Raw genomic sequence first — 25122 nt, 5'->3', positions numbered from 1 at the left:
AGACGCGGCCCTAGCGTGCGCCGAAGCGCAGGTGCACGATTTAAGTACCGGATCACAAAATCCAATGAGGCCGGATAAGCGCCCCCACTAGCAGGGCGTGCAGTTTGAAAAGGGGACGGGCAGGCTGCGGCCGCCGCTGACCAACCGCGATGCTCAGTCAGGCGCTGGCTTACCCTGCCCCACATGGGGAATCGCGCCCTAACACAATTGGTGAATCGCATCCTTTTCAGGAGCACAAATGTCCATCACTCCAACAACAGGAATCCGCTCAACCCGGGCAAGGATCACCCTGGTTCCGCTCCTCTCCCTGGGCCTGCTCGGGGGCTCCGTGGCATTCGCCGGCCCGGCCCAGGCACATGACGACCGGCGTGACGACCGGCACGGGTGTACCGTCAAGCCGCTGGACCCTAAGGACCTTCACGGAAAGTGGGTCGACTTCGGCATCAAGGTCAAGTGCGACGACAAAGACGGCAAGAAAGACGGCAAGAAGACTGTCCACATCCGCCAACTCCGCTACGAGGACGAGAAGGGCCCGCGGCGCACGGACGACTTCCTCGGCAGCTCGCACTTCTATGAGGAATTCGATAAGAAGGACGACGCCAGGATCATCCACAGCGTTGATAAGGTGCGCAACCTGGACAAGAGGGGCGCCGAAGAGGTGTACCACATGGTGTCCTACCGGGTGAAGAAGGACAACGGACACTGGTCCGACTGGTCCGAGTGGAAGAAGAGCGACGTCGTTGAAGTAACGAGAGGCCGGTAACCGGTTAGAACAGCACGGATCCATAAAAAGCACAGACGAAGAGCCAGGGGCCACGGCCCCTGGCTCTTTTGCCATGTGCGGACTGGACCAGGGACCCCCGACCACGCGCCCCTTGACTCCCCCACCCCTCATTCCCTACACTTTTCATAAAGCAGAATCTAAATTCCACAAAGCGGAAAGTTTGTAAAGACTGGGAGCAGGGGAAGATGGATCAAAGCCCCTCCTTGGAAGGACCTACGATGACGTACACAGTGAACTGCTCCATCCTCCTCACGGAGCTGCCCCTGCTCGAACGCCCCGCCGCAGCCAAGGCAGCGGGCTTTGACGCGGTTGAGTTCTGGTGGCCGTTTGAAAGCTCCGTCCCGTCCGACGCGCAGGTCACCGAATTCGAGAACGCCATCCAGGACGCCGGCGTTCAGCTCACCGGCCTGAACTTTAACGCTGGCAACATGCCCGGCGGCGATCGCGGCCTGGTCTCCTGGAAGGGACGCTGCTCCGAGTTCAAGGACAACATCGATGTTGTGGCCGGCATCGGCGGGCGACTGGGCTGCAAGGCCTTCAACGCCCTCTACGGCAACCGGCAGGAGGAGTTCACTCCCGAAGAGCAGGACGAACTGGCGGTCAGGAACCTCGCCGCAGCAGCAGAAGGCGTCGCCCGGATCGGCGGGACAGTCCTCCTCGAACCTGTCAGTGGGGCACCCAGGTACCCGCTCCTCACCGCCGACGACGCACTCAAGGTCATCGCCCGCGTGAAGGCGGAGGCCGGCGTCGGCAACATCAAGCTCCTCGCCGACTTCTACCACCTCTCAGTCAACGGCGACGACGTCCAGTCCGTCATCGAAAACCACGCCAAGGACTTCGGCCACATCCAGATCGCGGACAACCCCGGCCGCGGCGCCCCCGGCACCGGCACCCTCCCCCTCGGCGAGTGGATCGCCCGCAGCCGTGATATCGGCTATGAGGGCTACATCGGCCTCGAGTACAAGGAACCGCAGGAAACGGCCTTCAGCTGGGCCATCCGCGAACACGCCGCCAAGTAATCCCCACCCGCCTGCCGCACCACCACAGACTTCCAGAAAAGAGAACCATCATGAGCAACGTTGCAGTTATCGGACTCGGAATCATGGGCCTGCCCATGGCCATCAATCTGGTCAAGGCCGGCCACACCGTCACCGGCTTCAACCGGAGCCAGGACAAGATCGACAAGCTCGTCTCCGAAGGCGGCAAGGGCGCCACCAGCATCGCGGACGCCGTCAAGGATGCCGACGTCGTCATCACCATGGTGCCGGACTCCCCCGACGTCGAGGGCGTCGTCAGCGGCAAGGACGGTGTCTTCGCCAACGCCAGGCAGGGCACGTTATGGATCGACGCGTCCAGCATCCGCCCCGACGTCGCCAAGCGCCTGTCCGATGAAGCCCGCGAGGCCGGCATCCGCCCCCTCGACGCCCCGGTCTCCGGCGGGGAACAGGGTGCCATCGACGCCGTCCTCTCCATCATGGTCGGTGGCGACAAGGAAGACTTCGAGGCAGCCTCGGACGTCCTGAACGCCGTCGGCAAGACCATCGTCCACGTCGGCCCCTCCGGCTCCGGCCAGACCGTCAAGGCAGCCAACCAGCTCATCGTCGCAGTCAACATCGAGGTCCTTGCCGAGGCCATCGCCTTCCTTGAGGCCTACGGCGTGGACACCGACGCCGCGCTCAAGGTCCTCGGCGGCGGCCTGGCCGGCTCCAAGGTCCTGGACCAGAAGGGCCAGAAGATGCTGGATCGCAACTTCGACCCCGGCTTCCGCCTGGCCCTGCACCACAAGGACCTGGGCATCGTCACCTCCGCCGCCCGCGAAGCCAACGTCGCCGTCCCCCTCGGCGCCGTCGTCGCCCAGCTCGTCGCCGCCACCGTCAACCAGGGCGACGGCGCACTGGACCACTCAGGACTCTTCAAGCAGGTCCTCCAGCTCAGCGGCCGGAAATAAGCACCAGCGCCACAGGCGCCTAAGAAACACCAGCAGGGGACCCGCCGTCGTCCATGAAAACGACGACGGCTCCCTCAGCACACCCAAAAACAGCCCAAAAGGGCCCCCAAAGTTTCCCAAGGAGCACACCATGAGCAAGATGCGTACCGTTGATGCAGCGGTTGCCATCCTGGAAAAGGAAGGCGCCATCGAGGCGTTCGGCCTGCCAGGCGCCGCGATCAACCCCTTCTATTCCGCAATGCGCGCCCACGGCGGCATCCGCCACACCCTGGCCCGCCACGTTGAAGGTGCCAGCCACATGGCGGACGGCTTCAGCCGCGCCAAGGACGGCAACATCGGCATCTGCATCGGCACCTCCGGCCCCGCCGGCACGGACATGATCACCGGCCTGTACGCCGCCTGGGCCGATTCCATCCCGATGCTCTGCATCACCGGCCAGGCTCCCGTGGCCAAGCTGCACAAGGAAGACTTCCAGGCCGTGGACATCGAGTCCATTGCCAAGCCCGTCACCAAGATGGCCATGACCATCCTGGAGCCCGGCCAGGTTCCCGGCGCCTTCCAGAAGGCTTTCCAGCTGATGCGCTCCGGCCGCCCCGGCCCCGTGCTGCTGGACCTGCCCATCGACGTGCAGATGGCCGAGATCGAGTTCGACATCGACGCCTATGAGCCCCTGCCCGTGGAAAAGCCGAAGGCCTCCCGGAAGCAGCTGGAAAAGGCCCTGGACATGCTGACCGCTGCCAAGCATCCGCTGATCGTGGCCGGCGGCGGCATCATCAACGCCGGCGCCTCCGCGCAGCTGGTGGAGCTGGCCGAGACCCTGAACATCCCCGTCATCCCCACCCTGATGGGCTGGGGCACCATCCCGGACGACCACCAGCTCATGGCCGGCATGGTGGGCCTGCAGACGTCCCACCGCTACGGCAACGAGAACTACCTGCGGAGCGACTTCGTGATCGGCATCGGCAACCGCTGGGCCAACCGCCACACCGGCGGCCTGGACACGTACACGGCCGGCCGCAAGTTCGTGCACATCGACATCGAGCCCACGCAGATCGGCCGCGTGTTCTCCCCGGACCTGGGCATCGCGTCCGACGCCGGTGCGGCGCTGGCCGGGCTGGTTGAACTCGCCAAAGAGCGCAAGGCGGCAGGGTCCCTGCCGGACTACAGCGCCTGGGTTGCGGAGTGCCAGGGCCGCAAGGCCTCCCTGCACCGCAAGACGCACTTCGGGAACATCCCCATCAAGCCGCAGCGCGTGTACGAGGAGATGAACAAGTCCTTCGGCCGCGACACCATCTACGTCTCCACCATCGGGCTGTCGCAGATCGCCGGCGCGCAGATGCTGCACGTCTTCGGCCCGCGCAAGTGGATCAATGCCGGCCAGGCAGGTCCCCTGGGCTGGACGGCCCCGGCCGCCCTCGGCGTGGTCCGCGGCAAGCCGGACGAGACCGTGGTGGCCCTCTCCGGCGACTACGACTTCCAGTTCATGATCGAGGAACTGGCCGTGGGCGCACAGTTCAACCTGCCCTACATCCATGTGGTGGTGAACAACTCCTACCTGGGCCTGATCCGCCAGTCCCAGCGCGGGTTCAACATGGAACAGAACGTGTCCCTGGCGTTCGATAACATCAACTCGCCTGAAACCAACGGCTACGGCGTGGACCACCTCAAGGTTGCCGAAGGCCTGGGCTGCAAGGCCGTGCGCGTGGAGGACCCCAACGACCTCGCCGCCGCCTTCGACAAGGCCAAGGCACTCATGGGCGAGTTCCAGGTTCCCGTGGTGGTGGAAGTGATCCTGGAGAAGGTCACCAACATCTCCATGGGCGTGGAAATCAACGCCGTGAACGAGTTCGAGGAACTCGCGGAAACCGCAGCCGACGCCCCCACCGCCATCCTGGCGCTGCAGGCCTAAACCCTGCAGGCCCTGGAAAGAAAGACAGCCATGCGCATCGTCATTGCCCCGGACAAGTTCAAGGGGTCGTTGTCCGCCCCCGAAGTCTGTGCGCACCTTGAGAAAGGGCTGCAGCGAGGCGCGGGCAACAACCTTGACGTGGTCCGGATTCCCGTAGCCGACGGCGGTGAGGGCACCCTCGACGCCGCCGTCGGCTCGGGCTTCACCCGCCGCAGCGCCGTGGTGGCCGGACCAACGGGGGAACCGGTCACGGCCGAGTTCGCCGTCCGGGGCAATGAGGCCGTCATCGAGATGGCCGCGGCCTCGGGCCTGGCGCTTCTCCCCGCCCGTGCCCTGGTGGACGGGCGCCCGGGTTCGACGGCGGCCCGCACCGCCACGAGCCTGGGCACCGGCCAGCTCATCCGTGCCGCCCTGGATGCCGGCTGCAACCGCATCATCCTGGGCGTGGGCGGCAGTGCCAATACCGACGGCGGCGCCGGAGTCCTGCAGGGCCTCGGCGCCAGGCTCCTCGATGCCGCGGGCACAGACCTTCCAGCCGGCGGCGCCGCCTTGGCCCGCCTGGAACGGATCGACTTCAGCGGGTTTGAACCCCGGCTGAAGGACACACGCTTTGTGCTGGCGTCCGACGTCGACAATCCCCTGCTGGGCGCCCAGGGCGCCGCGGCGATTTTCGGCCCGCAGAAAGGCGCCACACAACAGGACGTCGGCATGCTCGACGCCGCCCTGGCCAGGTTTGTCGAAGTCCTGGCCAGGGAAATCGGTTCGGAAGGCCCGTCCAACAGGGCCTTCAAAGCGGCGGAAGCGCCGGGCGCCGGAGCGGCGGGAGGCGTTGGCTACGCAGCCATCGCCGTCCTTGCCGCAACCCGGCGCCCGGGCATCGACGTCGTGCTCGAATTCACCGGCCTCGCCGATCGGCTGGCCGGCGCCGACCTGGTGATCACCGGCGAAGGCAGCCTGGACGAACAAAGCCTGCTGGGCAAGACCCCCATGGGCGTAGCCCGGGCAGCCGCCGCGCAGGGCGTCCCCGTGATTGCCGTCTGCGGGCGGACCACCCTGGCCGAGGGGCAGGCGGTCGCCGCCGGATTCGAGGACGTTTACGCTTTGACCGAGCTTGAAAGCAATGTAGACAGGTGCATAGCAGAGGCAGCGCCGCTTCTGGAGCAGCTAGGCACACAGATCAGCGGAAGGCTGGCAGCCACCACGCTGTCCCGCTCCGCAACCACCAAGGAGGACCTCCATGTCTGAAGAACGTTTTGACCTGGTCATCCGCGGCCAGCGCATCCTCACCACCGCCGGCCTGGCTCCCCGTGAAGTGGGCGTCCGCGGCGGAAAGATCGTGGCCCTCGAGCCGCTGGGCAACGGCCTGGCCGGCGCGGAAGTCATCGAACTGGCTGACGACGAAACCCTCATCCCCGGCCTGGTGGACACGCACGTCCACGTCAACGAGCCCGGCCGTACCGAGTGGGAAGGCTTCGCCTCCGCCACCCGTGCGGCGGCGGCAGGCGGCGTCACCACCATCATCGACATGCCGCTGAACTCCGTCCCGCCCACCACCACCGTGGCAAACCTCAAGCTCAAGCGTGAGGTGGCCGAGGACCAGGCGTTCGTCGACGTCGGGTTCTGGGGCGGCGCGATTCCCGGGAACAAAGGCGACCTGCGCGCCCTGCATGACGAAGGCGTGTTCGGCTTCAAGTGCTTCCTCCTGCACTCCGGCGTGGACGAGTTCCCGCACCTGGACGCGGACGAGATGGAGGAGGACATGGCCGAGCTCAAGTCCTTCGACTCGCTCATGATCGTCCACGCCGAGGACTCGCACGCCATCGACCGCGCCCCGCACCCCGGCGGCGACCACTACCAGACCTTCCTGGCCTCCCGCCCGCGCGGCGCCGAGAACAAGGCCATCGCCGAGGTCATCGAACGGGCCCGCTGGACCGATGCGCGCGCGCACATCCTGCACCTCTCGTCGTCGGACGCGTTGCCCATGATTGCCAGCGCAAAGCGCGACGGCGTGAAGCTCACCGTGGAGACATGCCCGCACTACCTCACGCTGATGGCCGAGGAAATCCCGGACGGCGCCACCGCCTACAAGTGCTGCCCGCCCATCCGTGAAGCCTCCAACCGCGAGCTGCTGTGGCAGGGCCTGCTGGACGGCACTATCGACTGCATCGTCTCGGACCACTCCCCCTCCACCCTGGACCTGAAAGACCTGGAGAACGGTGACTTCGCCGTGGCCTGGGGCGGCGTCTCGTCGCTCCAGCTGGGGCTCTCACTGATCTGGACCGAAGCCCGCCACCGCGGCATCCCGCTGGAGCAGGTGGCGTCCTGGATGGGCGAGAAGCCCGCCGCCCTGGCCCGGCTCTCCACCAAGGGACAGCTGGCCCTGGGCTACGACGCCGACTTCGCCGTCTTCGCCCCGGACGAGGCCTTCGTAGTGGACGTCTCCAAGCTGAAGCACAAGAACCCCATCACCCCGTACGACGGCAAGGCCCTCTCCGGTGTGGTCCGCAAGACCTTCCTGCGCGGCGCCGTCGTGGACGGACAGACCCCCACGGGCAAGCTGATCCGCCGCGGCGGAGTCTAAGGACGCGCCATGGCAGTGGAAGCCCACCATCCGAGGACGGGGGCACGTCCCGGATCCATCGCCAGGCCTGCCGCCACCGGGGCAACCGCCCGCGGCCTCGCCATGTGGGTGGTCCCGGAGGAAGGCACCAGCCCGGAACTCCTGGCCCGCGCCGCCCGGCTGGTCCTGGCCAGGGCCCTCGAAACTGCTCCGGAGGCGGAAGTCCACTGGCCCGCCGCCGGAGCTCCCACGCCGGGGTCCTCCGCCGACAAGGGGGGAGCCGCAGACGACTCCTCTCATTCTCCCTCCGCGGCGGAGGACCCTCCCGGCGCCCCCTGCGGGGCACCAGGGGAGGACGACGGCGGCACCCGGCTGCCGCCGTCGGCCGGCCCCGTGAGCCGCATGGCAGTGGACCTCGCCGCTGACCAGGTCCTCCTGGACGGGCGGCGGGTGCCGCTGACCGGCGTCGAATTCAAGGTCCTCCGGTACCTGGTCACCCACCTCTCCCGCACTGTGGGCAGGGAGGAACTGCAGGAGTTCCTGGACTCGTTCGAAACCCCCGGCGCCTCGGCCCGGTCCATCGATGTGTACGTGGGGAGGATCCGCCGCAAGCTCGGGAATGCCCGCCATGCCGTGGCCACCGTCAGGGGCGGCGGCTACCAGTTTGTGCCCGGTTCCTGCGCCACCGTCCGCGGACCGGCGGAATACTGCATATGACGCCGGAGTTGTATCACTGAGCGGGAAGCCGCTTCACTTGATGTTTTGCCAGTAATGACAAAGTCTTCCAAAGGAACACCATGAGCCCCACCCTGACCACCAAGCTCCAGCCCGGAACCCCGGCCCCTGACTTCACCCTTCAGGATGCCCAGGGCCGCGAGACTGCCTTGGCCGATTACCGTGGCAAGAACGTCATCGTGTACTTCTACCCGAAGGCCGCCACCCCCGGCTGCACCACCGAGGCCTGCGACTTCCGCGACAGCCTGGCCTCGCTGCAGGGCAAGGGCTACGAGGTCATTGGCATCTCCCCCGACGCCCCCGAGGCGCTGGCCGGGTTCACCGGGGACTTCGGCCTGACCTTCCCGCTGCTCTCCGACCCGGACCACGCAGTGGCCCTGGCCTACGGCGCCTGGGGCGAGAAGCTGGTTAACGGCGAAATCACCGAAGGGATTGTCCGTTCCACAGTCGTGTTGGACCCCGAAGGCAACGTCGTCCTGGCGCAGTACCAGGTCAAGGCCGACGGCCACGTGGCCGCCCTGAAGGAAGCCCTGGGAATCTAACCCCTCCCCGATCCTCTCTCACTTACTGCAGCTTTTCCCCAAACGCTCCCGCACTGGCCGCCAGTTCACTGGCCGCCCGTGCGGGGGCGTTCGGTGCTTATGCGGCTGTGTCCGTCGCCCGCGCCTCTTCTGCCGCCGCCTGTGCGTCCGACGCCGAAACCCGGCGGTAGACCGGCGTAAGGAAAGCCAGGACCGCTGCGATGATCATGATGACCCCGGCCACGAGGAAGACGAGGGCGATGCCGCGGGAGGTGCCCTCGCCCAGCAGCGGGGCCAACTGGGCGGCGCCGTCGGCGGACCGGGCGTAGGGGATGATCCAGAACTGGGCGATCGGGGCGATAAGGAACGCCGTCACGGGCGAGGCCGCAGACTCGAAGGCCATGGCGAACCCGAATACCCGGCCCTGCCGCTGCAACGGCACCACCTGCTGGATGACAGTCTGCTCGGCTGCCTCCACGAAGGGGACCAGGACCAGGTAGGCCCAGATGCCGGCGATGTAGAGCCACGCCCACTCCCGGATTGTGAAAACCGCACCGAGGAAGCCCATGAGGGCCACCGCAAGGAGCAGCGTCCGCAAGGGGTTGGACCCCAGTCCGAACTTGCCGATCAGCGCACCTCCCACAAGGATTCCCGTGAACCCCACGGCGGAAAAGATTCCCCACAGCTCCACAGGGAACATCTCCAGGCCGTAGGGATCCATCAGGGCCATGTAGACGCCGCCAATGAAGTTGTTGAATGTGGAGAACAGGATCAGGGCGAACAGCCCGGAAATGGCCAGCACGGCAGCGAGCGAGCCGCGCAGGTCGAAGCTTCCATGGGCATCCGTGGCCGCTGCCCGGACTTCCTCGGGCATCCGCAGGGTGAGCAGGTGCAGGAACGCCAGTGCCGTGAGCGCCAGCGCGACGGCGATGGTCCAGCCCATCCCGAGCAGCCCCACCGAGAGCCCGGAAAGCACGGACGTGACTATGAACATCAGTCCCTGCACCATGCCCACCAGCCCGTTGGCGTTGGCGCGGCGGTCCGGCTCGATCAGGATGGTCACCGTGGTGGACAGGGCAATGTTGCGCATGTTTTCAACCACCGCGCCGATCAGGATGACCAGCGTGAAAACCCAGAACCACGGCCGGGTCAGGTCCAGCAGCCAGGCGGTGGGCGTCAGCAGGAACATGGCCCCGGACAGTGCAAACATCACCAGGGTGAAGGCCGCGGCGAATCGCATCACTCCCAGTTTGCGGTAGCGGTCAACGAAGGTGCCGAAGCTGATGCTGGAAGCGGCGATCAGCAGCATGTACGCGCCGCCCACCACCCCGGTGGCGATCACGTTGCGCGTCTCCAGGTACACCCAGAAGGTAAGCGCGAACCAGAGATAGCTGGTGGTGAGGTTGGCGGCCGCGGTGTTCACCAGGATCCCGGCGAAGGTGCGGGACCGCTGCGCCGGGGTGCGCACAGAAGTGTCGACGGCGTCCGGATCAGTCAGGTGCGGAACGTCGCCCCCATCGGGCGCGGCGGACGCCACTGCAACGTCCTCGCCAAGTCTTTTCCCGCCGTCGGAAGCCGCAGCGGCGCGCGGCGGGACCGGCTCCTGCTCGGTCATGCGTCCCAGTGTAATGACAACACGGGAGCAGGGACACGGTCAGGGTTTGGGGTTTTTGGTCAGCGCTTGTCGCGGTCGCTGAATTCCTCGTCCAGCTCGTAGTGGCGGAACTCGGTTTCGCGGTCCGATTCGCCATCCACCACCATCTCGTGGTCGAGCTGGCGCTGGACCTGGCTGTCCAGGACCTGCAGTTCCTGGTCCGTTACCTTTTCCAGGTCCTCCGGAAACTGGTCGTCCGGAGTGAGATGCAGCTTGTCGTTCATTGTGCCCGCCATGTCTATCCGCAGTTGCCGTGTCGGTACAGTGTAGCGGTGCTTTCGCCGGCAGATGCAGGCGCCGTTGCAGGAGGCAGGACCCGGTGACAGGATGGCCGCATGGGCATCGAGGTCCGTCCCGCAACCAGCTTCGAGGACGTCAAAACCATGGTCGGACCCAAGCGGCCTGACGCCAACGTCTGCTGGTGCCTGAGCTACCGCATCCCGTCGAAGCAGAACCAGGCCCTGCGCGGGACCGAGCGCGGGGAGCTGGTGAAGCAGCTGGTGGCACAGGATCCCCCGCCGGGGGTCCTGGCGTACGACGGCGGCGAAGTAGTTGGGTGGGCGGCGGTCCACCCCCGCGCGGACACCAGTTTTGCCGGCAACCGAAAGATCCCGCATGTGGACGACGAAAAGGTGTGGTCCATCTGGTGCATCAGGGTGCGGCCCGGGTACCGGGGCAAAGGAATCTCGCACCAGCTGCTGGCCGGCGCGGTGGACATGGCCCGGACCTACGGGGCACCGGCAGTCGAGGGGTACCCGGTGGACAACGGCGGCCGGAACGTGGATCTCACCATGGCCTATGTGGGCACCCGCAAACTGTTTGAGGATGCGGGCTTCACCAAGGCCGCGGACACCAATTCCGTACTCAACGGGTTCCCGCGGGTCCTGATGCGGCTGGAGCTTCAGCCGCACTGATGGTGTCAGGGTTTCTTCCACCAGCTCCGGGGCCAGTCTTCGTCAATGGCCCACAGCGCCAAAAGGAGCGCGTCCACTGTCATGAGTCCCGCAATGAGGTACGCCCAACCTGTCCACCAACCCATAACAATCTCCTGACCCGGTAACCCCCAGCCACTCGATTGCTCATAAGTGTGGCACCTAAAGCGCCAGGACGGAACGCCCTCCACCCGCAGTCTTGAAAAGCGCCTCCAGCCTCACGTGTGCTTCCGTCTCCAGCTTGAGCCGGCGGGTCAGGCGTTCCACCTGCTGGGACATCTCGTCCCCTACCGGAAGCCGGTCTCCCGGCCAGCTCCAAACCTCCCGCGACTCCGCCAAAGCCGCCGCCAGCGCCGTGGCCGCAGCGCGCACTTTCCGCCTGTGGAAGTAGACCCGCAGCAGCGCCCTGCCTTTGTCCAAAGTCCCCAAGGCTGCGGCCTGGACCCGCGTCGCGTCTATGATCTTGATCTGCCCCATGACCTGCACCTTTTCCGAGCCGTCCAGCTTTCCGGCTGGCCGTCCTTGGCCCTGGTCCGGTGAAAGCTGCTCCGTGCCTTCGAGTGTCCCGGGCGTACCTCAATGTCCGGGCAAGCAGGTCCAAGGATTTCCACAAGATCTATACTCGCCGGTAGCAGCTTTGCACCCCGTGTGAAGCGCTGCGACATGCCCCGTAGGGGTTAATACGGTAGAAGTAGACCTATGGTCTCTCCCACCGAATCCCGGCGTGCCGTTGTCATCGAGGATGACCCGGACATCCGCGGGCTGCTGGTCCGTGTCCTTGTTAAGCAGGGATTCGACGTCACCCAGGCGGGAGCGGGCCTGGCGGGGGTGGAGGAAGTGCGCCGCGTGCAGCCGGACCTGGTCACGCTGGACCTGAACCTGCCGGACCTTGACGGCCTGGAAGTCTGCAAGCTGCTCCGTGAATTCTCGGACGCCTTCATTGTGATGCTGACCGCGCGGGCCGATGAGCTGGACAAGCTGACCGGCCTGGACAACGGCGCGGACGAGTACCTCAGCAAGCCGTTCAGCCCGCGCGAGCTCCAGTCCAGGATCAATGCCCTCTTCCGCCGCCGGCCGTCCGCAGCCGCGGATTCAGCCGCGCGCAGCGAACTGCAGCGCGCCACGGAGGTGCAGAAAAGCCTCCTGCCCCAGGAGGATATCCAGGTTGAAGGCTACGACGTCGCCGGCTTGTTCCGGCCTTCGCGGAACGTTGGCGGGGACTTCTATGACTGGTACCAGACCCCGGACGGGCTCCACCTGACCTTCGCCGACGCCATGGGCAAAGGCATGGGTGCCGCGCTCATCGCCGCAACGGTCCGCGCGGTGATGCGCTCCACGGGCCTGCAGCATGACCTGGACACTGCCTTCGGCTCCGCCAGCAAGGCGATCGCCGCTGACCTGGACTCTTCCAACTCCTTTGTCACCCTCTTCCATGCCCGCCTCAATGCCGCTTCCGGAACGGTCAGCTATGTCGACGCCGGCCACGGACTTGCGCTGCATGTCCAATCCGGCGGGACGGTCCGCCGCCTTCCCTCCGGCGGTCCCCCGGTGGGCGCCTGGGCAGGAACGGAGTGGCCGCAGTCGGCCCTGGAACTGCTGCCGGGGGATTCCCTGGTGGTGGTCAGCGACGGCGTGCTGGACGTTTTCGAATCCGTGGAGGACTTCACCGACGCCGTACTCCACGCAACGCACCACCAGGGGTCGGCGCAGGATGCCAGCACTGCCATCCTCGCCCTCGCGCCGGCCGCCACGGCCGAGGACGACGTAACGGTGGTTGTGGTCCGCAGGCTTCCGCAGGAGGCTGCGGCATGACCCGCTTCTGGACCCGGCTTGTTGTTGTCCTGACCGTCATCACGGGCGTCAACTACATCGCCTGGCGCTGGGCCGCCTCACTGAACTGGGACGCCTGGTGGATCGCGCTGCCGCTGGTGGTCGCAGAGACCTACAGCCTCATCGACGTCATGCTCTTCGGCATGACCGTCTGGAAGCTGAAGATCCGCAAGGCCGCCCCGCCGCCCCCGCCGGATGCCACCGTGGACGTCTTCATCACCACGTACAACGAAGACCTGGACATGGTGATGACCACCGCGCTGGCGGCGCAGAAGATCCGGCACCCGCACAGCACCTGGATCCTGGACGACGGCGCCCGCCCCGAGCTGAAGGCCCTCGCCGAACAGCACGGCCTGGGCTACGTCACCCGGAGCGAGGACTGGACCTCCAACCTTCCCCGGCACGCCAAGGCCGGCAACCTCAACAACGCGCTGATGCAGACACACGGCGAGTTCCTCCTGATCCTGGACGCGGACCAGATCCCGGAGCCGGACATCCTGGAAAAGACCCTCGGCTACTTCAACAACCGCCGGGTGGCGCTGGTCCAGACGCCGCAGTACTTCAGCAACGTCCCCGCCGACGATCCGCTGGGCAGCCAGGCCCCCCTGTTCTACGGCCCCATCCAGCAGGGCAAGGACGGCTGGAACGCCGCCTTCTTCTGCGGCTCCAACGCCATCCTGCGCCGCGAGGCCCTGATGCAGCTGGGCCTGGTGGGCTATGTCAAGGAGACCGAAAAGAGCATCCGCCGGGCGCTGGCAGCCTCGCGCTCCGCCATCAGGCAGGCCCGGAAGTCAGCGGACATGGAAACGCCGCTGGTGGGCCAGGTGCTCGATGAGGTCGAAGCCTCCACCCGCGAGGCCCAGCAGGAACTCGACGCCGGGCAGCCGCTGGGCGAAATCACCTACCGGGTCCGCCGCCGCGTGGACGCTGCCGTGCAGACCCTGGTGATGGCCGACGTCGAAGCCCTCCAGGCGGACCTCGAAGAGATCGCCGCCATGGAAATGGCCCACGTTGGCGAGTCCGGCGTTCCGGTGGTGGCGGACGACGCCGTGCAGCGGATGTCCGCTCGCGACTGGTCGCCGCTGGGAGCCCTTGAATCGGTGCAGGCCGTCCTGGACGCCTTGTCCGTGGAACGCAACGACGAAGCCCAGCCGGTCATGCCGCTGGCCACCATCTCCGTGACCGAGGACATGGCCACCGCCATGCGCATGCACGCCATGGGCTGGGAGAGCGTCTACCACCACGAGGTCCTGGCCTACGGCCTGGCGCCAGAGGACCTGAAGACCATGCTCACGCAGCGCCTCCGCTGGGCGCAGGGCACCATCCAGGTGCTGCTGCGGGAGAACCCGCTGGTCCAGAAGGGCCTCAAGCTGGGCCAGCGGCTGATGTACTTCGCCACCATGTGGACCTACCTGAGCGGCTACGCGGCAGTCATCTATTTCGCCGCGCCCATCATCTACCTGCTGCTGGGCATCCTGCCCGTCACCAGCCTCAGCTGGGACTTCTTCATCCGGTTCATCCCCTTCATGGTGGTCAACCAGCTGCTGTTCGCCGTTGCCGGCCGCGGCATCCCCACCTGGCGGGGGCAGCAGTACAGCCTGGCGCTGTTCCCCACCTGGATCAAGGCGTGCTCGACGGCGGCCCGGAACGTCTGGTTCGGCCGTCCCCTCGGGTTTGCCGTCACCCCCAAGGCCCGCCAGAGCGGCGGACCCAGCTGGAGCCTGATCCAGCCACAGATCGTGGTGTCAGTCCTGCTCGCCGTGGCCGCCGTCGTCGGAATCATCCGCCTGGCCACCGGCCTGGCGGAACCCCTGGGCACCCTGGTGAACGTGGCCTGGGTCATTTTCGACCTGGTGGTCATGAGCATCCTGGTCCGCGCCGTGCTCTACAAGGGGTACGAACCGGCCGCAGAACCCACAGAAGCAACCACTACGGAGAGGAATCCCGATGGAGTTTAGTTATGAGGTCAAGGACTCGTACGCCGAGGTGAAGGCGGACGGGCGGCTCAACATGGTCTCCGCGCCGAAGCTGCGGGAGTTCGTCACCGACGTAATCGCGGGCGGGTCCAACCGGATCGTGGTCAACCTGGAAAACACGGCGTTCATGGACTCCTCAGGCCTCGGGGCGCTCATCGGCTGCCTCAAGGCTGCGCGCCAGGCCGGCGGCGACCTGCGGATCGCGGCCGTCCAGCCGCAGGTGAAGATGGTCCTGCAGCTGACCAGCATGGACAAGGTGCTGACGTCCTACGGTTCAGCCGACGAGGCGTTCAGCAATGACTAACGTCCTGGCATCCCGCAGCTTCCGGGGACCGGCTGCGGACGAGTCCATCGAAGCCGTCCACAACCACCTGGACAGCCTCTGGCTCGACGTCCCCTTTGTGGGGGACATGGACCAGATGACGTTTACGACGGCGGTCATCGAGTCGGCGTCGAACATTGTCCAGCACGCGGAACCCGTGGGGCAGGATCCTGTGGAACTCGGCGTGGACATCGAGGTCCAGCCCGCACTGCTGCAGGCCCGCGTCAGCGCCTATAACGCCAAGCCGCCGTTCGGACCAATGATCCCCGGATCACCGGACGAGGACGCCGAGTCGGGCCGCGGGCTGGCACTGATCGAGGCGCTGGTTACCACCGTCACGTTCGAGCGCCAGGACGGAACCAACACCTGGGTCCTCACCCGGACTTCCCAGCACGACTGACCACCCCCACGCCCGGCCACCCTGGCCTGGCCACGCCAGCGGGTGGGGGCTGCCTAAGGCTCGGCGGGGAACAGCACGGAGACAGTGGCCCCGCCGCCCGGGGTGTCCGTAATGGAGAGCTCTCCCCCGTGCGCCTGGGCGATCCGCTGGCAGGTGGACAGGCCCAGCCCTGTTCCGGGGCCGTCCCCGGGCCGGTTGAGCCTGACCAGCGGCTCCACGGCCCGCTGCCGCTCCGACGGCAGCATGCCCTTTCCGTTGTCTGCCACCTGGACAGTGACGCCGAGCGGCCCGGTGCCGGCGCTGACGGACACCCGCAGCGGGCGGGTGCCGCTCCGGTAGTTCAGGGAGTTGGCCAGGAGATTCTGGACCAGGGTCCGCAGCTGGGACCGGTCCGCAAACAGTTCGGCGTCCTCGCAGGAAATTCCACTCCCGGCCCCCAGGTCCACGCCAAGATCGCGCACTGCCTCGGCCGTGACCGCCAGCAGGGACACCCGCTCCCGGTTCAGCGCCCCGTCCGCCCTGGAGTAGTCCAGCACGTCCTCCAGCATTCCCAGCATGCGGCGCCCGCTGCTGCCGACGTAGCCCAGGTACTCCACGGAGGGGTGGCCGGCCGGGATGTCCGGATCGTCCTCCGCCAGCTCCACGTACCCCAGGATGGCGGTGAGCGGGGCGCGGAGGTCGTGGCTGACCCTCCCGGCGAACTCGGACAGCAGCGCGTTGCTGCGCCGCAGCTCGGCCAGGGCGTCGCTGAGCTGCAGGGTGCGGTGCTGCAGCTCCAGGAGCTCCACCACCTGCTGGGCCAGCATTTCCAGCATCCCTATCTGCCCGGTGCTGGGGCGTCCGGGCTCATTGGAGAAGACGCACAGGGAGCCGAGCACCAGCCCGGACGGGGTCTCCAGCGGCACGGACGCGTAGAAGCGGACGTCGGCGATCTCTCCGGTGACGAACGGGTTGGCGGCAAAGCGGGAATCCTGCGAGGCGTCGGCCACCACCGTTGTGCTGTGGCTCAGGAAGACCGTGGCGCACATCGAGTCCTCCCGGGAGCAGATCCCGGGGTCGATGCCGAAGGCCGCGACCTGCAGCTGCTGCTCCGCGGTGATGATGTTGACCACGCTGTAGGGCACGCCGCACAGGGAAGCGGCGAGCTGGACCAGGTTGTCCAGCGCAGTCCGGGTGGAGGCGTCCGCAAGGACCGGCAGCTCATCCACAGCGGCAGGGACCAGCCCGTACTTCCGCAGCCCGGCCTCGCGTGCCGCGTCCTGATCGGTCAGCATTTGCATAGCCGTCCCGTCCATCTTCTTTCGAGCCCCCCAGCATCATCCACTTGAGCTCCCCGGCTCTCCCGCGATGATACTGGCTGGCCCTGTGCGCTGTTGTAGTCTTCTTGACACCACCGGAAGCCTGCTTTTGAATATTACGTATGCTGAAATAACAGTTCCATGATGCGGAAGCCTGGGTTGGCGGGAAGTTGCGTCGCCAGGTGCCGGGAAGTCCGGCCTCCGCATAGCCGTCACCATGGATGCCAGCAGATTTTCACCAAGGGACCAGCCAGCATGAAGCTTGCCGAATTCAACTCCGCGGAACCCGCCCGGGCCGCCGACACCCTCCGACCCTGCATCGACGTCGCCCGCTGGGTGGAGGCCGTCGCCGCAGCCCGCCCGTTTGCCAGCAAGGACTCACTCCTGTCCTTTGCGTCCCAGGCTGCGAGCCCCTTCACGTCCGCCGAGGTTGAGTCCGCCATGGCGCACCATCCGCGCATCGGGGAACGTCCGACGGCGGCCACCACCGAAGCGTCCATGTCCCGTTCGGAGCAGGCCGGGGTGGACCCTGCGGACAGCGCGGTCACCGAGGCCCTGGCCCGGGGCAACAGGGACTACGAGGAAAAGTTCGGCCGGGTCTTCCTGATCCGCGCCGCCGGCCGCACGGCCCCTGAAATCCTGCGGGTCCTGAATGAACGGCTCGCCAACACACCAGCCGAAGAGGACACCATCGTGGCCCAGCAGCTGCGCGAAATCGCCGTACTGCGGCTGGAAGGACTGATCACCGAATGAGCGTCTCCCACGTCACCACCCATATCCTCGACACAGGCGCCGGACGCCCGGCGGCAGGGGTCGCCGTCGTGCTGTACCGGAACGACGGCGGCACCTGGCGGCATGTTGCCGACTCCACCACGGATGCCGACGGCCGAGCCAAGGACCTTGGCCCCGAGCAGCTGGAAGCCGGGCACTACAAGCTCAACTTCGCCACCGGGGACTACTACGCCGGACTGCAGACGGCCACGTTCTTCCCCGAGGTGGACCTGGTGTTCGAGGTGACCGGCCCGGAGCACTACCACGTGCCCCTCCTCCTCAGCCCGTTCGCGTACTCCACCTACCGCGGCAGCTGATCCCGCCCGTTGCCCTGCCACGTACGGTCCCTATCCTGGGGCCAGGCAGCCGTACCGGGAGGGCAACGGCGGAAATGTAGGCTTGATGCATGCCTTCTGAACAGCCCCCCGCCGAGCGCCGCGAAGTCACCGTCCGCCGCGCACCCAAGTATGTGCCGTTCCTTATCCTGGGCGCACTGGTGGGTGTCGCGGCCGCAGCGGTGGCCGCCTACGCGGTGCCCGCGAACCCCAGCTTCGACGCCGGCGCGGTCTTCGGCTTCTTCATGGTGTGGTTCGCCGGCGGCGGCGCGATCCTCGGTGCCATCCTGGCGCTGATCCTGGACCGCCGGAGCATCAAGCGGCAGCAGCGGGCCGTGGTGGAAGCCGTGCCGGACTCCGAACCGGACACGGACGCCCAGCCTTAGCCCGGTCATAAACGGGCAGCCGGAAAAGTCATACCCCATGTCGTGAGATAATCGACCAGTGGCACGCGGCGATGGAAAACTTTCCCATGATCTTCTCCCCGGCGAAAAAGGCCCGCAGGACGCTTGTGGCGTCTTCGGCGTTTGGGCACCAGGTGAAGAAGTAGCAAAACTTACCTATTACGGGCTGTATGCACTGCAGCACCGCGGTCAGGAGTCGGCTGGTATTGCCACCAGCGACGGCAAGCGGATCAACGTATACAAGGACATGGGACTCGTCTCCCAGGTCTTCGACGAGACCACGCTGAACACCCTGACCGGGCATCTGGCGGTGGGACACTGCCGCTACTCCACCACCGGAGCCAGCCACTGGGCCAACGCCCAGCCCACCCTCGGTGCCACCAGCACCGGAACCGTGGCCCTGGCGCACAACGGCAACCTGACCAACACCGCCGAGCTCAACGCCATGATCCAGGAACGGAACGGCGGCCAGCTCACCGGCGAAATGAAGCAGGGCAACACCTCTGATACTGCCCTGGTCACCGCCCTGCTGGAAGGCGAACCGGGCAAGAGCCTTGAAGAAACCGCCACCGAGCTGCTGCCCAAGATCAAGGGCGGCTTCTGCTTCGTGTTCATGGACGAAGGCACCCTCTACGCGGCGCGCGACACCTACGGCATCCGTCCGCTGGTGCTGGGCCGCCTGGAGCGCGGCTGGGTGGTGGCCTCCGAGCAGTCCGCCCTCGCCACCGTGGGCGCCAGCTTCATCCGCGAGATCGAGCCCGGCGAATTCATTGCCATCGACGAGCAGGGCGTGCGCTCCCAGCGTTTCGCGGAGCCGACGCCGGCCGGCTGCGTTTTCGAGTACGTTTACCTCGCGCGTCCGGACGCCGCCATCGCCGGCCGCTCCGTGTACGAGTCCCGCGTGGAGATGGGCCGCCAGCTGGCCCGCGAAAACACCCAGGTGGCGGACATCGTCATCCCCGTCCCGGAATCGGGAACACCCGCAGCCGTGGGCTACGCCGAGGAATCCGGCATTCCGTTCGCGCACGGCTTTGTCAAGAACTCCTACGTCGGCCGTACTTTCATCCAGCCGTCGCAGACCCTGCGCCAGCTCGGCATCCGGCTTAAGCTCAACGCCCTCGAGTCGGTAATCCGCGGCAAGCGCGTGGTGGTGGTGGATGATTCGATCGTCCGCGGCAACACCCAGCGCGCCATTGTCCGGATGCTCCGCGAGGCCGGCGCCGCGGCCGTCCACGTCAAGATCTCTTCCCCGCCCGTGAAATGGCCCTGCTTCTACGGCATCGACTTCGCGTCCCGCGCCGAGCTGATCGCCAACGGCGCCACCATCGAGGAAATTTCCCAGGCCATCGGCGCCGACTCGCTGGCCTACATCTCCGAAGACGGCATGATCGGCGCAACCCGCCAGCCGCGTGAGCGCCTCTGCACCGCCTGCTTCACGGGCAAGTACCCCATCGAGCTTCCGGGCTCGGACAAACTGGGCAAGAACCTGCTGGAACGCAAGGACCTAGGCGGACTCAGGCCCTCCCCGTCCGCCCTTCCGGGCGCGACGGCGGCCCTTTCCGTGGATTCCGAGGAGGATCCGGCGGAGAAGGCCGGAGCCACCGGCTGCGATCCGGGGCCGGACTCCGAGTTTGAAAACCTGCTCACCGAAGCCGACCTCGTGCCAGAGACCCATCCCGTAGCCACCACCCCCGGCGCCGACAAGAAAGAGTCCATATGACTTCCGCTGCCCCCGCCTCCGGCAACACCTCCGGGAAGACTGCCGGCATCACCTACGCCTCCGCGGGCGTTGATGTTGAAGCCGGCGACCGCGCCGTCGAGCTCATGAAGGGTGCCATCAAGGCCACCCACAACTCCTCGGTGATCGGCGGGGTGGGCGGCTTCGCCGGCCTCTACGACGTCTCCAGGCTGCTCACCTACAAGAAGCCGCTGCTGGCTACGTCCACGGACGGCGTTGGCACCAAGGTGGCCATCGCCCAGGCCATGGACATCCACGACACCATCGGGTTCGACCTGGTGGGCATGGTGGTGGACGACATCGTTGTGGTGGGCGCGGAGCCGCTGTTCATGACGGACTACATCGCCTGCGGCAAGGTGGTACCCGAGCGCATCGCCGACATTGTCCGCGGCATTGCCTCCGCCTGCTCCGTGGCCGGCACTGCCCTGGTGGGCGGCGAAACCGCTGAGCACCCCGGCCTGCTGGGCGAGCACGAATATGACGTGGCGGGAGCCGCCACCGGCGTTATCGAGGCCGACCACCTGCTGGGACCGGACCGCGTCCGTGCCGGCGACGTGGTAATCGGCATGGCCTCCTCCGGCCTCCACTCCAACGGCTACTCCCTGGTCCGCCGCGTCATCAACCACGCAGGCTTGGCACTGGACCGCCAGGTCTCCGAGCTGGGCCGCACGCTCGGCGAGGAACTCCTCGAGCCCACCCGGGTCTACGCAGCGGACTGCCTGGACCTTGCCCGCACCTTCCCCGTCACCGGCGGTGCAGCCGTGCATGGATTCAGCCACGTCACCGGCGGCGGCCTGGCCGCCAACCTGGCCCGCGTCCTCCCCCACGGCCTCGTGGCCACCGTGGACCGCTCCACCTGGGAACTGCCCGCAATCTTCAAGCTGGTGTCCGAGCTGGGCAACGTCCCGCTGGCCGACCTCGAGCGCACGCTGAACCTGGGCGTGGGCATGGTGGCCATCGTGTCCCCCGAAGCCGCAGACGCAGCAGTTGCCCGCCTCAACGACCGCGGCCTGCCGTCCTGGGTCATGGGCACCGTCACCGAGGACTCGGACGCGATCCTCAAATCCGGACCTGACTACGTGCAGGGCGCCAAAGGCGTGGACGGCGGCGCCGTCCGGCTGGTCAACGCTTACGCCTAGATCCTTTGTCGAGTGCTCCGTGACAGCCGTTTTGACCCTTCAGAACGGCCGTTACGGAGCACTCGATGCGCTTAAAAGGGAATTAATCAGTCATCCCCCTGACTGCTAAGCATACTTAGCTTTAGGCTTTAAGTAGGAAGTGCATAACAGATAGTCAACCGGGCCTCTCCATGGCTTGATGCCCCGCCGGAAACCACCGACGCCTGGGCGCCCACCCGGTTAGACCGCCTTCCCCGCCAAACCGGCGGATGCCAGAAGAAGCAACCACAGAGACGCCCGTCCCCATTTGCCATACATCAGCACGGCGTCAGGCAGTTCAGGGTTACCCGCGGACTGCAGGACAGGGGCACAGGGCAGATATCAAGGGAGCGAAACTATGTCAGTTCCTAAGAAAGCCACCGCCGCAGCCGCTGGAAGCCTGTTCCTCATGGGCGCCGTAGCCGGACCTTCGCAGGCAGCAGACAACACCACGTTGAATGACGGCCTCGTCAGTGTCACCGTTGGCGACATCACCGTCAAGGATGCTGTGGACGTCAATGTGGCCGCCAGTGTCGCAGCAACCCTTTGCGACGTTGCAGACATCGGTTCAATCGCGGTTCTCGGCGAAGCAGTTGATGCCACCGGCTCCGAGGAAACCGTCTGCGACACCGCGACCGGCCCGGTCCGCATCGAAAACAACAAGTAGGCGGAGCCACTGAGGGACAAGCGGCAGCACACCCCACCCAGCACCCTCGTATAGAGCTCCAAGCGAAGAGCCCCGGCCACCGGCCGGGGCTCTTTTGCGCACTCATGCCGGAGGTGGATGGCTTCATTATTTCGTTGCATCTTAATGCGAATGATTATTGATAGCATGTGAGTCGATCACTACTCAGTCCTCACATGAAACGACGTCGCCATGCCTGCACCCGCCCTGTCCGTGAAAGACCTCGCCCTCTCGAGCGGCGGCCGGCAGCTGGTGCACCCCCTGACCTTCTCCGTGGCGGCTGGGGAGCGCGTTGCGCTGCTGGGCGCCTCAGGATCGGGCAAGTCGCTGACGGCCTCCGCCCTGGCCGGTTCGCTTCCCGAAGGGATATCAGCCGGGGGAACCATCACCTTCGGGGCAGGCCCCGGCAAGGGGCGGGCCGCGCTGATCCGCCAGGACCCGGCAACGGCCCTCAACCCCCTGGTTCCGGTCGGCAGGCAGCTGGCCATCCCCCTGCGCTCCGCCGGATACAGCCGGTCAGCAGCAAAGGCCGAAGCCGCCCGGCTGCTGGAGCGGGCGGGCATCGGGGACCCCTCCCTCTTCCTGCCGCGCTACACGGGCCAGTTGTCCGGCGGGCAACTGCAGCGCGTCTGCATCGCCCTTGCCTTGGCCTGCGGCGCCCCCGTCCTGGTAGCGGATGAGCCCACCACGGCCCTGGACGCCGTCACGCAAAACACCGTCCTGGAGACCCTCCGAATGTGGAGCACTGAGGGCCGCAGCCTCCTGTTCATCACCCATGACCTGGCAGCGGCCGCCTCCATCTGCACACGCGCCCTGGTGATGGAGGCCGGGCGCATCGTGGAGCAGGCTCCCATGGCGGACCTGCTGCGCAACCCCCGCCACCCCTACACCGTGCGCCTGGTGCAGGCTGCCTCAGGAGCCATGGAGCCGCTGGCGGCGGCACGTTCAACTGACGGTTCAGGGGCACGTTCAGCAACAGCGGCGGCGGCAGCGTGAGCGACGGCGGTGGCAGCAACGGCGGCGGCACGTTCAGCAACAACGACGCCGGCAGCGTGAGCAACAGCGGCGGCGTGACCGGAGCACTCGCCGCAGACGGCGTCTCCTTTGCCTATCCGGCACCCCGCGTCGGCAGTTGCGGGGTGCACGGCACCCGCCACGACGGCACCCTCAAAAGCGTCAGCCTCCACCTGGCACCCGGCAGCAGCACCGCCCTGTTGGGAAGCTCGGGTTCCGGCAAATCCACCCTGGTGCGCATCCTGCTGGCGCTGGCACAACCCTCCGCAGGAACGGTGGCCCTGGGCGCCCGCGAGGTGAAGCCCGGGCCCGCGCGGTCCCTCCGCTGGTACCGGCAGGCGGTGCAGTACATCCCGCAAAACCCGGCAGGAAGCCTGGACCCGCGCATGACCGTTTCCCAGCTGCTGAGGGAGCCCCTGCGCCAACTCCGCGTGGCGGGCAACCAGAGGGCGCTGGTGGGTGAGGCGCTGGAACGCGTAGAGGTGCCTGCCGGGCTGCTGGAGCGCCGGCCGGGCGAACTGTCCGGCGGCCAGAACCAGCGGGTAGCCATAGCAAGGGCACTGGCAGTGCAGCCTGCCTACCTGCTGGCCGACGAGCCCGTCAGCGGCCTGGACCTTCCGCTGCGGGACACCGTCCTGTCACTGCTTGGCAACCTGGTGCGCCAGGAAGGACTGGGCCTGCTCCTGGTCACCCACGATCTGGGCACCGCTGCCCGGGTGTGCGGCACCACCGCCGTCATGGCGCACGGCCGGATTGTGGAGCACGGACCAACATACCGGGTGCTGGACAGCCCGGGCAGCCCCGAGGCGGCCGCGCTGGTGCAGGCATCAGCAGCCCTGCACTATCCCCCAGGCATCCCGGCCGGTGCCGCGTGACGACGCTTGAGACCACGGGGCGGACCGCCACAGCGCTGCGTCCCGCTTCCGGGCTGCTCCTGTCCAGCCAGCTGGTCTTCAACATCGGCTTCTACGCCGTGGTGCCTTTCCTGGCCCTGGTCATGACCCGCGACTTTGGCCTGGCGGCAACGGCTGTGGGCATCGTCCTGGGCGCGCGCGTCTTCAGCCAGCAGGGGCTCTTCCTGGTGGGCGGCATGATCACGGACCGTTGGGGAGCACGGCGGGCAATGCTGGCGGGCTGCCTGGTCCGGGTTTCGGGCTACCTCACGCTGGCCATGGCCGGCAGCTTTCCGCTGTTCCTCCTGGGCGCGGTGCTCACGGGCATGGGCGGCGCCCTCTTCTCTCCGGCGTTGGAATCACTGGTGGGGACGGCGGAAGAACGACGGCGGAGCACCAGCGGGAAGGCACCGGCGCTTTTTGCGCTGCTTGCCATCTGCGGGGAAATCGGAGCCGTGGCAGGTCCCCTTCTGGGCGCCCTGCTGCTGGGCGTTTCCTTCACCTGGGCAGCGCTGGCCGGGACAGTGGTCTTCACCGTGATGGCCGGGGTGCTGTGGCACAGCCTGCCTGCGGAAGACCCACGACTGGCACCGGCCACGCAGAAGCGCGGCACCGCGCTGCGGACAGCCGCCATGCTGCGGGACAGGCGATTCGTGGCATTTGCCGCCCTGTACAGCGTGAACCTCCTCGCCTACAACCAGCTGTATTTCGGCCTTCCCGTCGAGCTGGCCAGGACCGATGCAGGCCCGGAGGTGCTGGCAGGCCTGTTCGCCGTCGCGTCCCTGCTGACCGTTGCGCTGCAGTGGCCGATTTCCCGGCTGACAGCCAGGATAGGCGCAGGACGGGCCCTCACTGCAGGATTCATCCTCAAGGGCCTCGCCTTCGGCACCATGGCCGTCCTGGCCCAGGTTCCGGCCACCGGCACCATGCAGATCCTGCCGCCGCTGCTGCTTGTGGTGGGACTGTGCCTCGGCCACATGTGCATTGGCCCGGTGGCTTTGCCGCTGGTCCTGGACTTTGCCAACGGCCGCCGGACCGGAATCTACTACGGCCTCCTCGCGAGCATGGGCGGCTGCGCCGTGCTGCTCGGCAACATTGTCCTGGGACCGCTGTACGCAGGAGCCGCCCAGCCGGGACCTGGCGCCGCCTGGCCCTGGGCGCTGCTGGCGGCACTCACGGTGATTCCCGCCGTCGGACTTCCCCGGCTCCTGCCCACCAAAACGTAACCTGCCGGCAGCTGGCGCGGGCGCCCACAC

26 protein-coding genes are annotated in these 25122 nt (G+C 66.9%); 22 read left to right on the top strand and 4 right to left on the bottom strand.

The genetic code is table 11. The features are described 5' to 3' along the window. Positions 1 to 238 precede the first annotated feature (238 nt). The 8 genes from NFU08_RS02195 (at position 239) to bcp (ending at position 8478) form a co-directional block, all read left to right on the top strand. Positions 239 to 763 carry a hypothetical protein gene (locus NFU08_RS02195; protein WP_251420391.1) on the top strand — a complete coding sequence of 175 codons (525 nt, stop codon included), beginning with the start codon at positions 239 to 241 and terminating at the stop codon, positions 761 to 763. 239 nt (positions 764 to 1002) lie between these two features. Next, positions 1003 to 1803 carry a hydroxypyruvate isomerase family protein gene (locus NFU08_RS02190; protein ID WP_251420389.1) on the top strand — a complete coding sequence of 267 codons (801 nt, stop codon included), beginning with the start codon at positions 1003 to 1005 and terminating at the stop codon, positions 1801 to 1803. A gap of 11 nt (positions 1804 to 1814) precedes the next feature. Continuing rightward, a complete protein-coding gene (locus tag NFU08_RS02185) occupies positions 1815 to 2732 on the top strand; it encodes a 2-hydroxy-3-oxopropionate reductase (protein ID WP_363940038.1) in 918 nt (305 codons plus the stop codon). A gap of 130 nt (positions 2733 to 2862) precedes the next feature. Continuing rightward, positions 2863 to 4641 (top strand): glyoxylate carboligase, encoded by a 1779-nt coding sequence (gcl, locus tag NFU08_RS02180; protein WP_251420384.1) that lies wholly within the window; start codon positions 2863 to 2865, stop codon positions 4639 to 4641. Positions 4642 to 4671: 30 nt separating this feature from the next. Further along, positions 4672 to 5886, top strand: a complete 1215-nt coding sequence (locus tag NFU08_RS02175; protein ID WP_251420381.1) for a glycerate kinase — start codon at positions 4672 to 4674, stop codon at positions 5884 to 5886. After that, the gene (allB, locus tag NFU08_RS02170; protein ID WP_251420378.1) at positions 5879 to 7222 is read left to right on the top strand and encodes an allantoinase AllB; all 1344 of its coding nucleotides are present in this window, start codon (positions 5879 to 5881) and stop codon (positions 7220 to 7222) included. The genes NFU08_RS02175 and allB overlap by 8 nt, the downstream gene beginning before the upstream one ends. Positions 7223 to 7231: 9 nt before the next feature. Continuing rightward, the gene (locus NFU08_RS02165; RefSeq protein ID WP_251420376.1) at positions 7232 to 7918 is read left to right on the top strand and encodes a winged helix-turn-helix domain-containing protein; all 687 of its coding nucleotides are present in this window, start codon (positions 7232 to 7234) and stop codon (positions 7916 to 7918) included. An 80-nt stretch (positions 7919 to 7998) separates the two neighbouring features. Next, positions 7999 to 8478, top strand: a complete 480-nt coding sequence (gene bcp / locus NFU08_RS02160; protein WP_174175128.1) for a thioredoxin-dependent thiol peroxidase — start codon at positions 7999 to 8001, stop codon at positions 8476 to 8478. A 97-nt stretch (positions 8479 to 8575) separates the two neighbouring features. Here bcp and NFU08_RS02155 read toward each other — a convergent pair whose 3' ends face one another. Beyond that, positions 8576 to 10072 carry an MFS transporter gene (locus NFU08_RS02155; protein ID WP_251420372.1) on the bottom strand — a complete coding sequence of 499 codons (1497 nt, stop codon included), beginning with the start codon at positions 10070 to 10072 and terminating at the stop codon, positions 8576 to 8578. Positions 10073 to 10131: 59 nt separating this feature from the next. Next, entirely contained in the window at positions 10132 to 10335 is a 204-nt protein-coding gene (locus NFU08_RS02150) for a hypothetical protein (protein ID WP_174175132.1), read from the bottom strand. Between the two features lie 111 nt (positions 10336 to 10446). Here NFU08_RS02150 and NFU08_RS02145 point away from each other — a divergent pair, with 111 nt between their 5' ends. Next, positions 10447 to 11025, top strand: a complete 579-nt coding sequence (locus NFU08_RS02145; RefSeq protein WP_251420369.1) for a GNAT family N-acetyltransferase — start codon at positions 10447 to 10449, stop codon at positions 11023 to 11025. Positions 11026 to 11205: 180 nt separating this feature from the next. On the opposite strand, the gene NFU08_RS02140 is transcribed toward NFU08_RS02145, so the two are convergent. Then, on the bottom strand, positions 11206 to 11520 hold the full coding sequence (locus NFU08_RS02140) for a hypothetical protein (protein ID WP_251420367.1): 315 nt from the start codon (positions 11518 to 11520) through the stop codon (positions 11206 to 11208). Positions 11521 to 11742: 222 nt separating this feature from the next. On the opposite strand from NFU08_RS02140, the gene NFU08_RS02135 reads away from it, so the two are divergent. Genes NFU08_RS02135 through NFU08_RS02120 form a run of 4 tightly spaced genes read left to right on the top strand, consistent with a single transcriptional unit; the run spans position 11743 to position 15571 of the window. Further along, a complete protein-coding gene (locus NFU08_RS02135) occupies positions 11743 to 12855 on the top strand; it encodes a PP2C family protein-serine/threonine phosphatase (protein WP_251420364.1) in 1113 nt (370 codons plus the stop codon). Next, on the top strand, positions 12852 to 14831 hold the full coding sequence (locus NFU08_RS02130) for a glycosyltransferase family 2 protein (protein ID WP_251420361.1): 1980 nt from the start codon (positions 12852 to 12854) through the stop codon (positions 14829 to 14831). The genes NFU08_RS02135 and NFU08_RS02130 overlap by 4 nt, the downstream gene beginning before the upstream one ends. Further along, on the top strand, positions 14821 to 15153 hold the full coding sequence (locus tag NFU08_RS02125) for an STAS domain-containing protein (protein ID WP_174175141.1): 333 nt from the start codon (positions 14821 to 14823) through the stop codon (positions 15151 to 15153). Before NFU08_RS02130 ends, NFU08_RS02125 begins: the two co-directional genes overlap by 11 nt. Then, positions 15146 to 15571, top strand: coding sequence for an ATP-binding protein (locus tag NFU08_RS02120; RefSeq protein ID WP_174175143.1), 426 nt, complete (start codon positions 15146 to 15148; stop codon positions 15569 to 15571). The genes NFU08_RS02125 and NFU08_RS02120 overlap by 8 nt, the downstream gene beginning before the upstream one ends. A 53-nt stretch (positions 15572 to 15624) precedes the next feature. Here NFU08_RS02120 and NFU08_RS02115 read toward each other — a convergent pair whose 3' ends face one another. Further along, on the bottom strand, positions 15625 to 16851 hold the full coding sequence (locus NFU08_RS02115; RefSeq protein WP_251420359.1) for a GAF domain-containing sensor histidine kinase: 1227 nt from the start codon (positions 16849 to 16851) through the stop codon (positions 15625 to 15627). 273 nt (positions 16852 to 17124) lie between these two features. On the opposite strand from NFU08_RS02115, the gene uraD reads away from it, so the two are divergent. From uraD to NFU08_RS02070, 9 genes are all read left to right on the top strand, one after another. Further along, on the top strand, positions 17125 to 17622 hold the full coding sequence (gene uraD / locus NFU08_RS02110; RefSeq protein ID WP_251420356.1) for a 2-oxo-4-hydroxy-4-carboxy-5-ureidoimidazoline decarboxylase: 498 nt from the start codon (positions 17125 to 17127) through the stop codon (positions 17620 to 17622). Further along, positions 17619 to 17957, top strand: coding sequence for a hydroxyisourate hydrolase (gene uraH / locus NFU08_RS02105; RefSeq protein ID WP_066279543.1), 339 nt, complete (start codon positions 17619 to 17621; stop codon positions 17955 to 17957). Before uraD ends, uraH begins: the two co-directional genes overlap by 4 nt. 89 nt (positions 17958 to 18046) lie before the next feature. Further along, positions 18047 to 18361, top strand: coding sequence for a hypothetical protein (locus NFU08_RS02100; RefSeq protein WP_174175149.1), 315 nt, complete (start codon positions 18047 to 18049; stop codon positions 18359 to 18361). 58 nt (positions 18362 to 18419) lie between these two features. Then, positions 18420 to 20099, top strand: coding sequence for an amidophosphoribosyltransferase (gene purF, locus NFU08_RS02095; protein ID WP_251420355.1), 1680 nt, complete (start codon positions 18420 to 18422; stop codon positions 20097 to 20099). Beyond that, a complete protein-coding gene (gene purM, locus NFU08_RS02090; protein ID WP_251420353.1) occupies positions 20096 to 21256 on the top strand; it encodes a phosphoribosylformylglycinamidine cyclo-ligase in 1161 nt (386 codons plus the stop codon). Before purF ends, purM begins: the two co-directional genes overlap by 4 nt. A 376-nt stretch (positions 21257 to 21632) precedes the next feature. Further along, entirely contained in the window at positions 21633 to 21941 is a 309-nt protein-coding gene (locus tag NFU08_RS02085) for a hypothetical protein (RefSeq protein ID WP_251420351.1), read from the top strand. A 210-nt stretch (positions 21942 to 22151) separates the two neighbouring features. Next, entirely contained in the window at positions 22152 to 22955 is an 804-nt protein-coding gene (locus tag NFU08_RS02080) for an ABC transporter ATP-binding protein (protein WP_251420348.1), read from the top strand. Beyond that, on the top strand, positions 22952 to 23848 hold the full coding sequence (locus NFU08_RS02075; RefSeq protein ID WP_251420345.1) for an ABC transporter ATP-binding protein: 897 nt from the start codon (positions 22952 to 22954) through the stop codon (positions 23846 to 23848). The genes NFU08_RS02080 and NFU08_RS02075 overlap by 4 nt, the downstream gene beginning before the upstream one ends. Then, positions 23845 to 25092 carry an MFS transporter gene (locus NFU08_RS02070; protein WP_251420342.1) on the top strand — a complete coding sequence of 416 codons (1248 nt, stop codon included), beginning with the start codon at positions 23845 to 23847 and terminating at the stop codon, positions 25090 to 25092. The genes NFU08_RS02075 and NFU08_RS02070 overlap by 4 nt, the downstream gene beginning before the upstream one ends. Positions 25093 to 25122: the final 30 nt, after the last annotated feature.

Origin of the sequence: Pseudarthrobacter sp. NCCP-2145, assembly GCF_023708005.1 — a bacterium.
Taxonomy (GTDB): domain Bacteria; phylum Actinomycetota; class Actinomycetes; order Actinomycetales; family Micrococcaceae; genus Arthrobacter; species Arthrobacter oxydans.
This window is presented reverse-complemented; position numbering and strand designations above follow the sequence as displayed.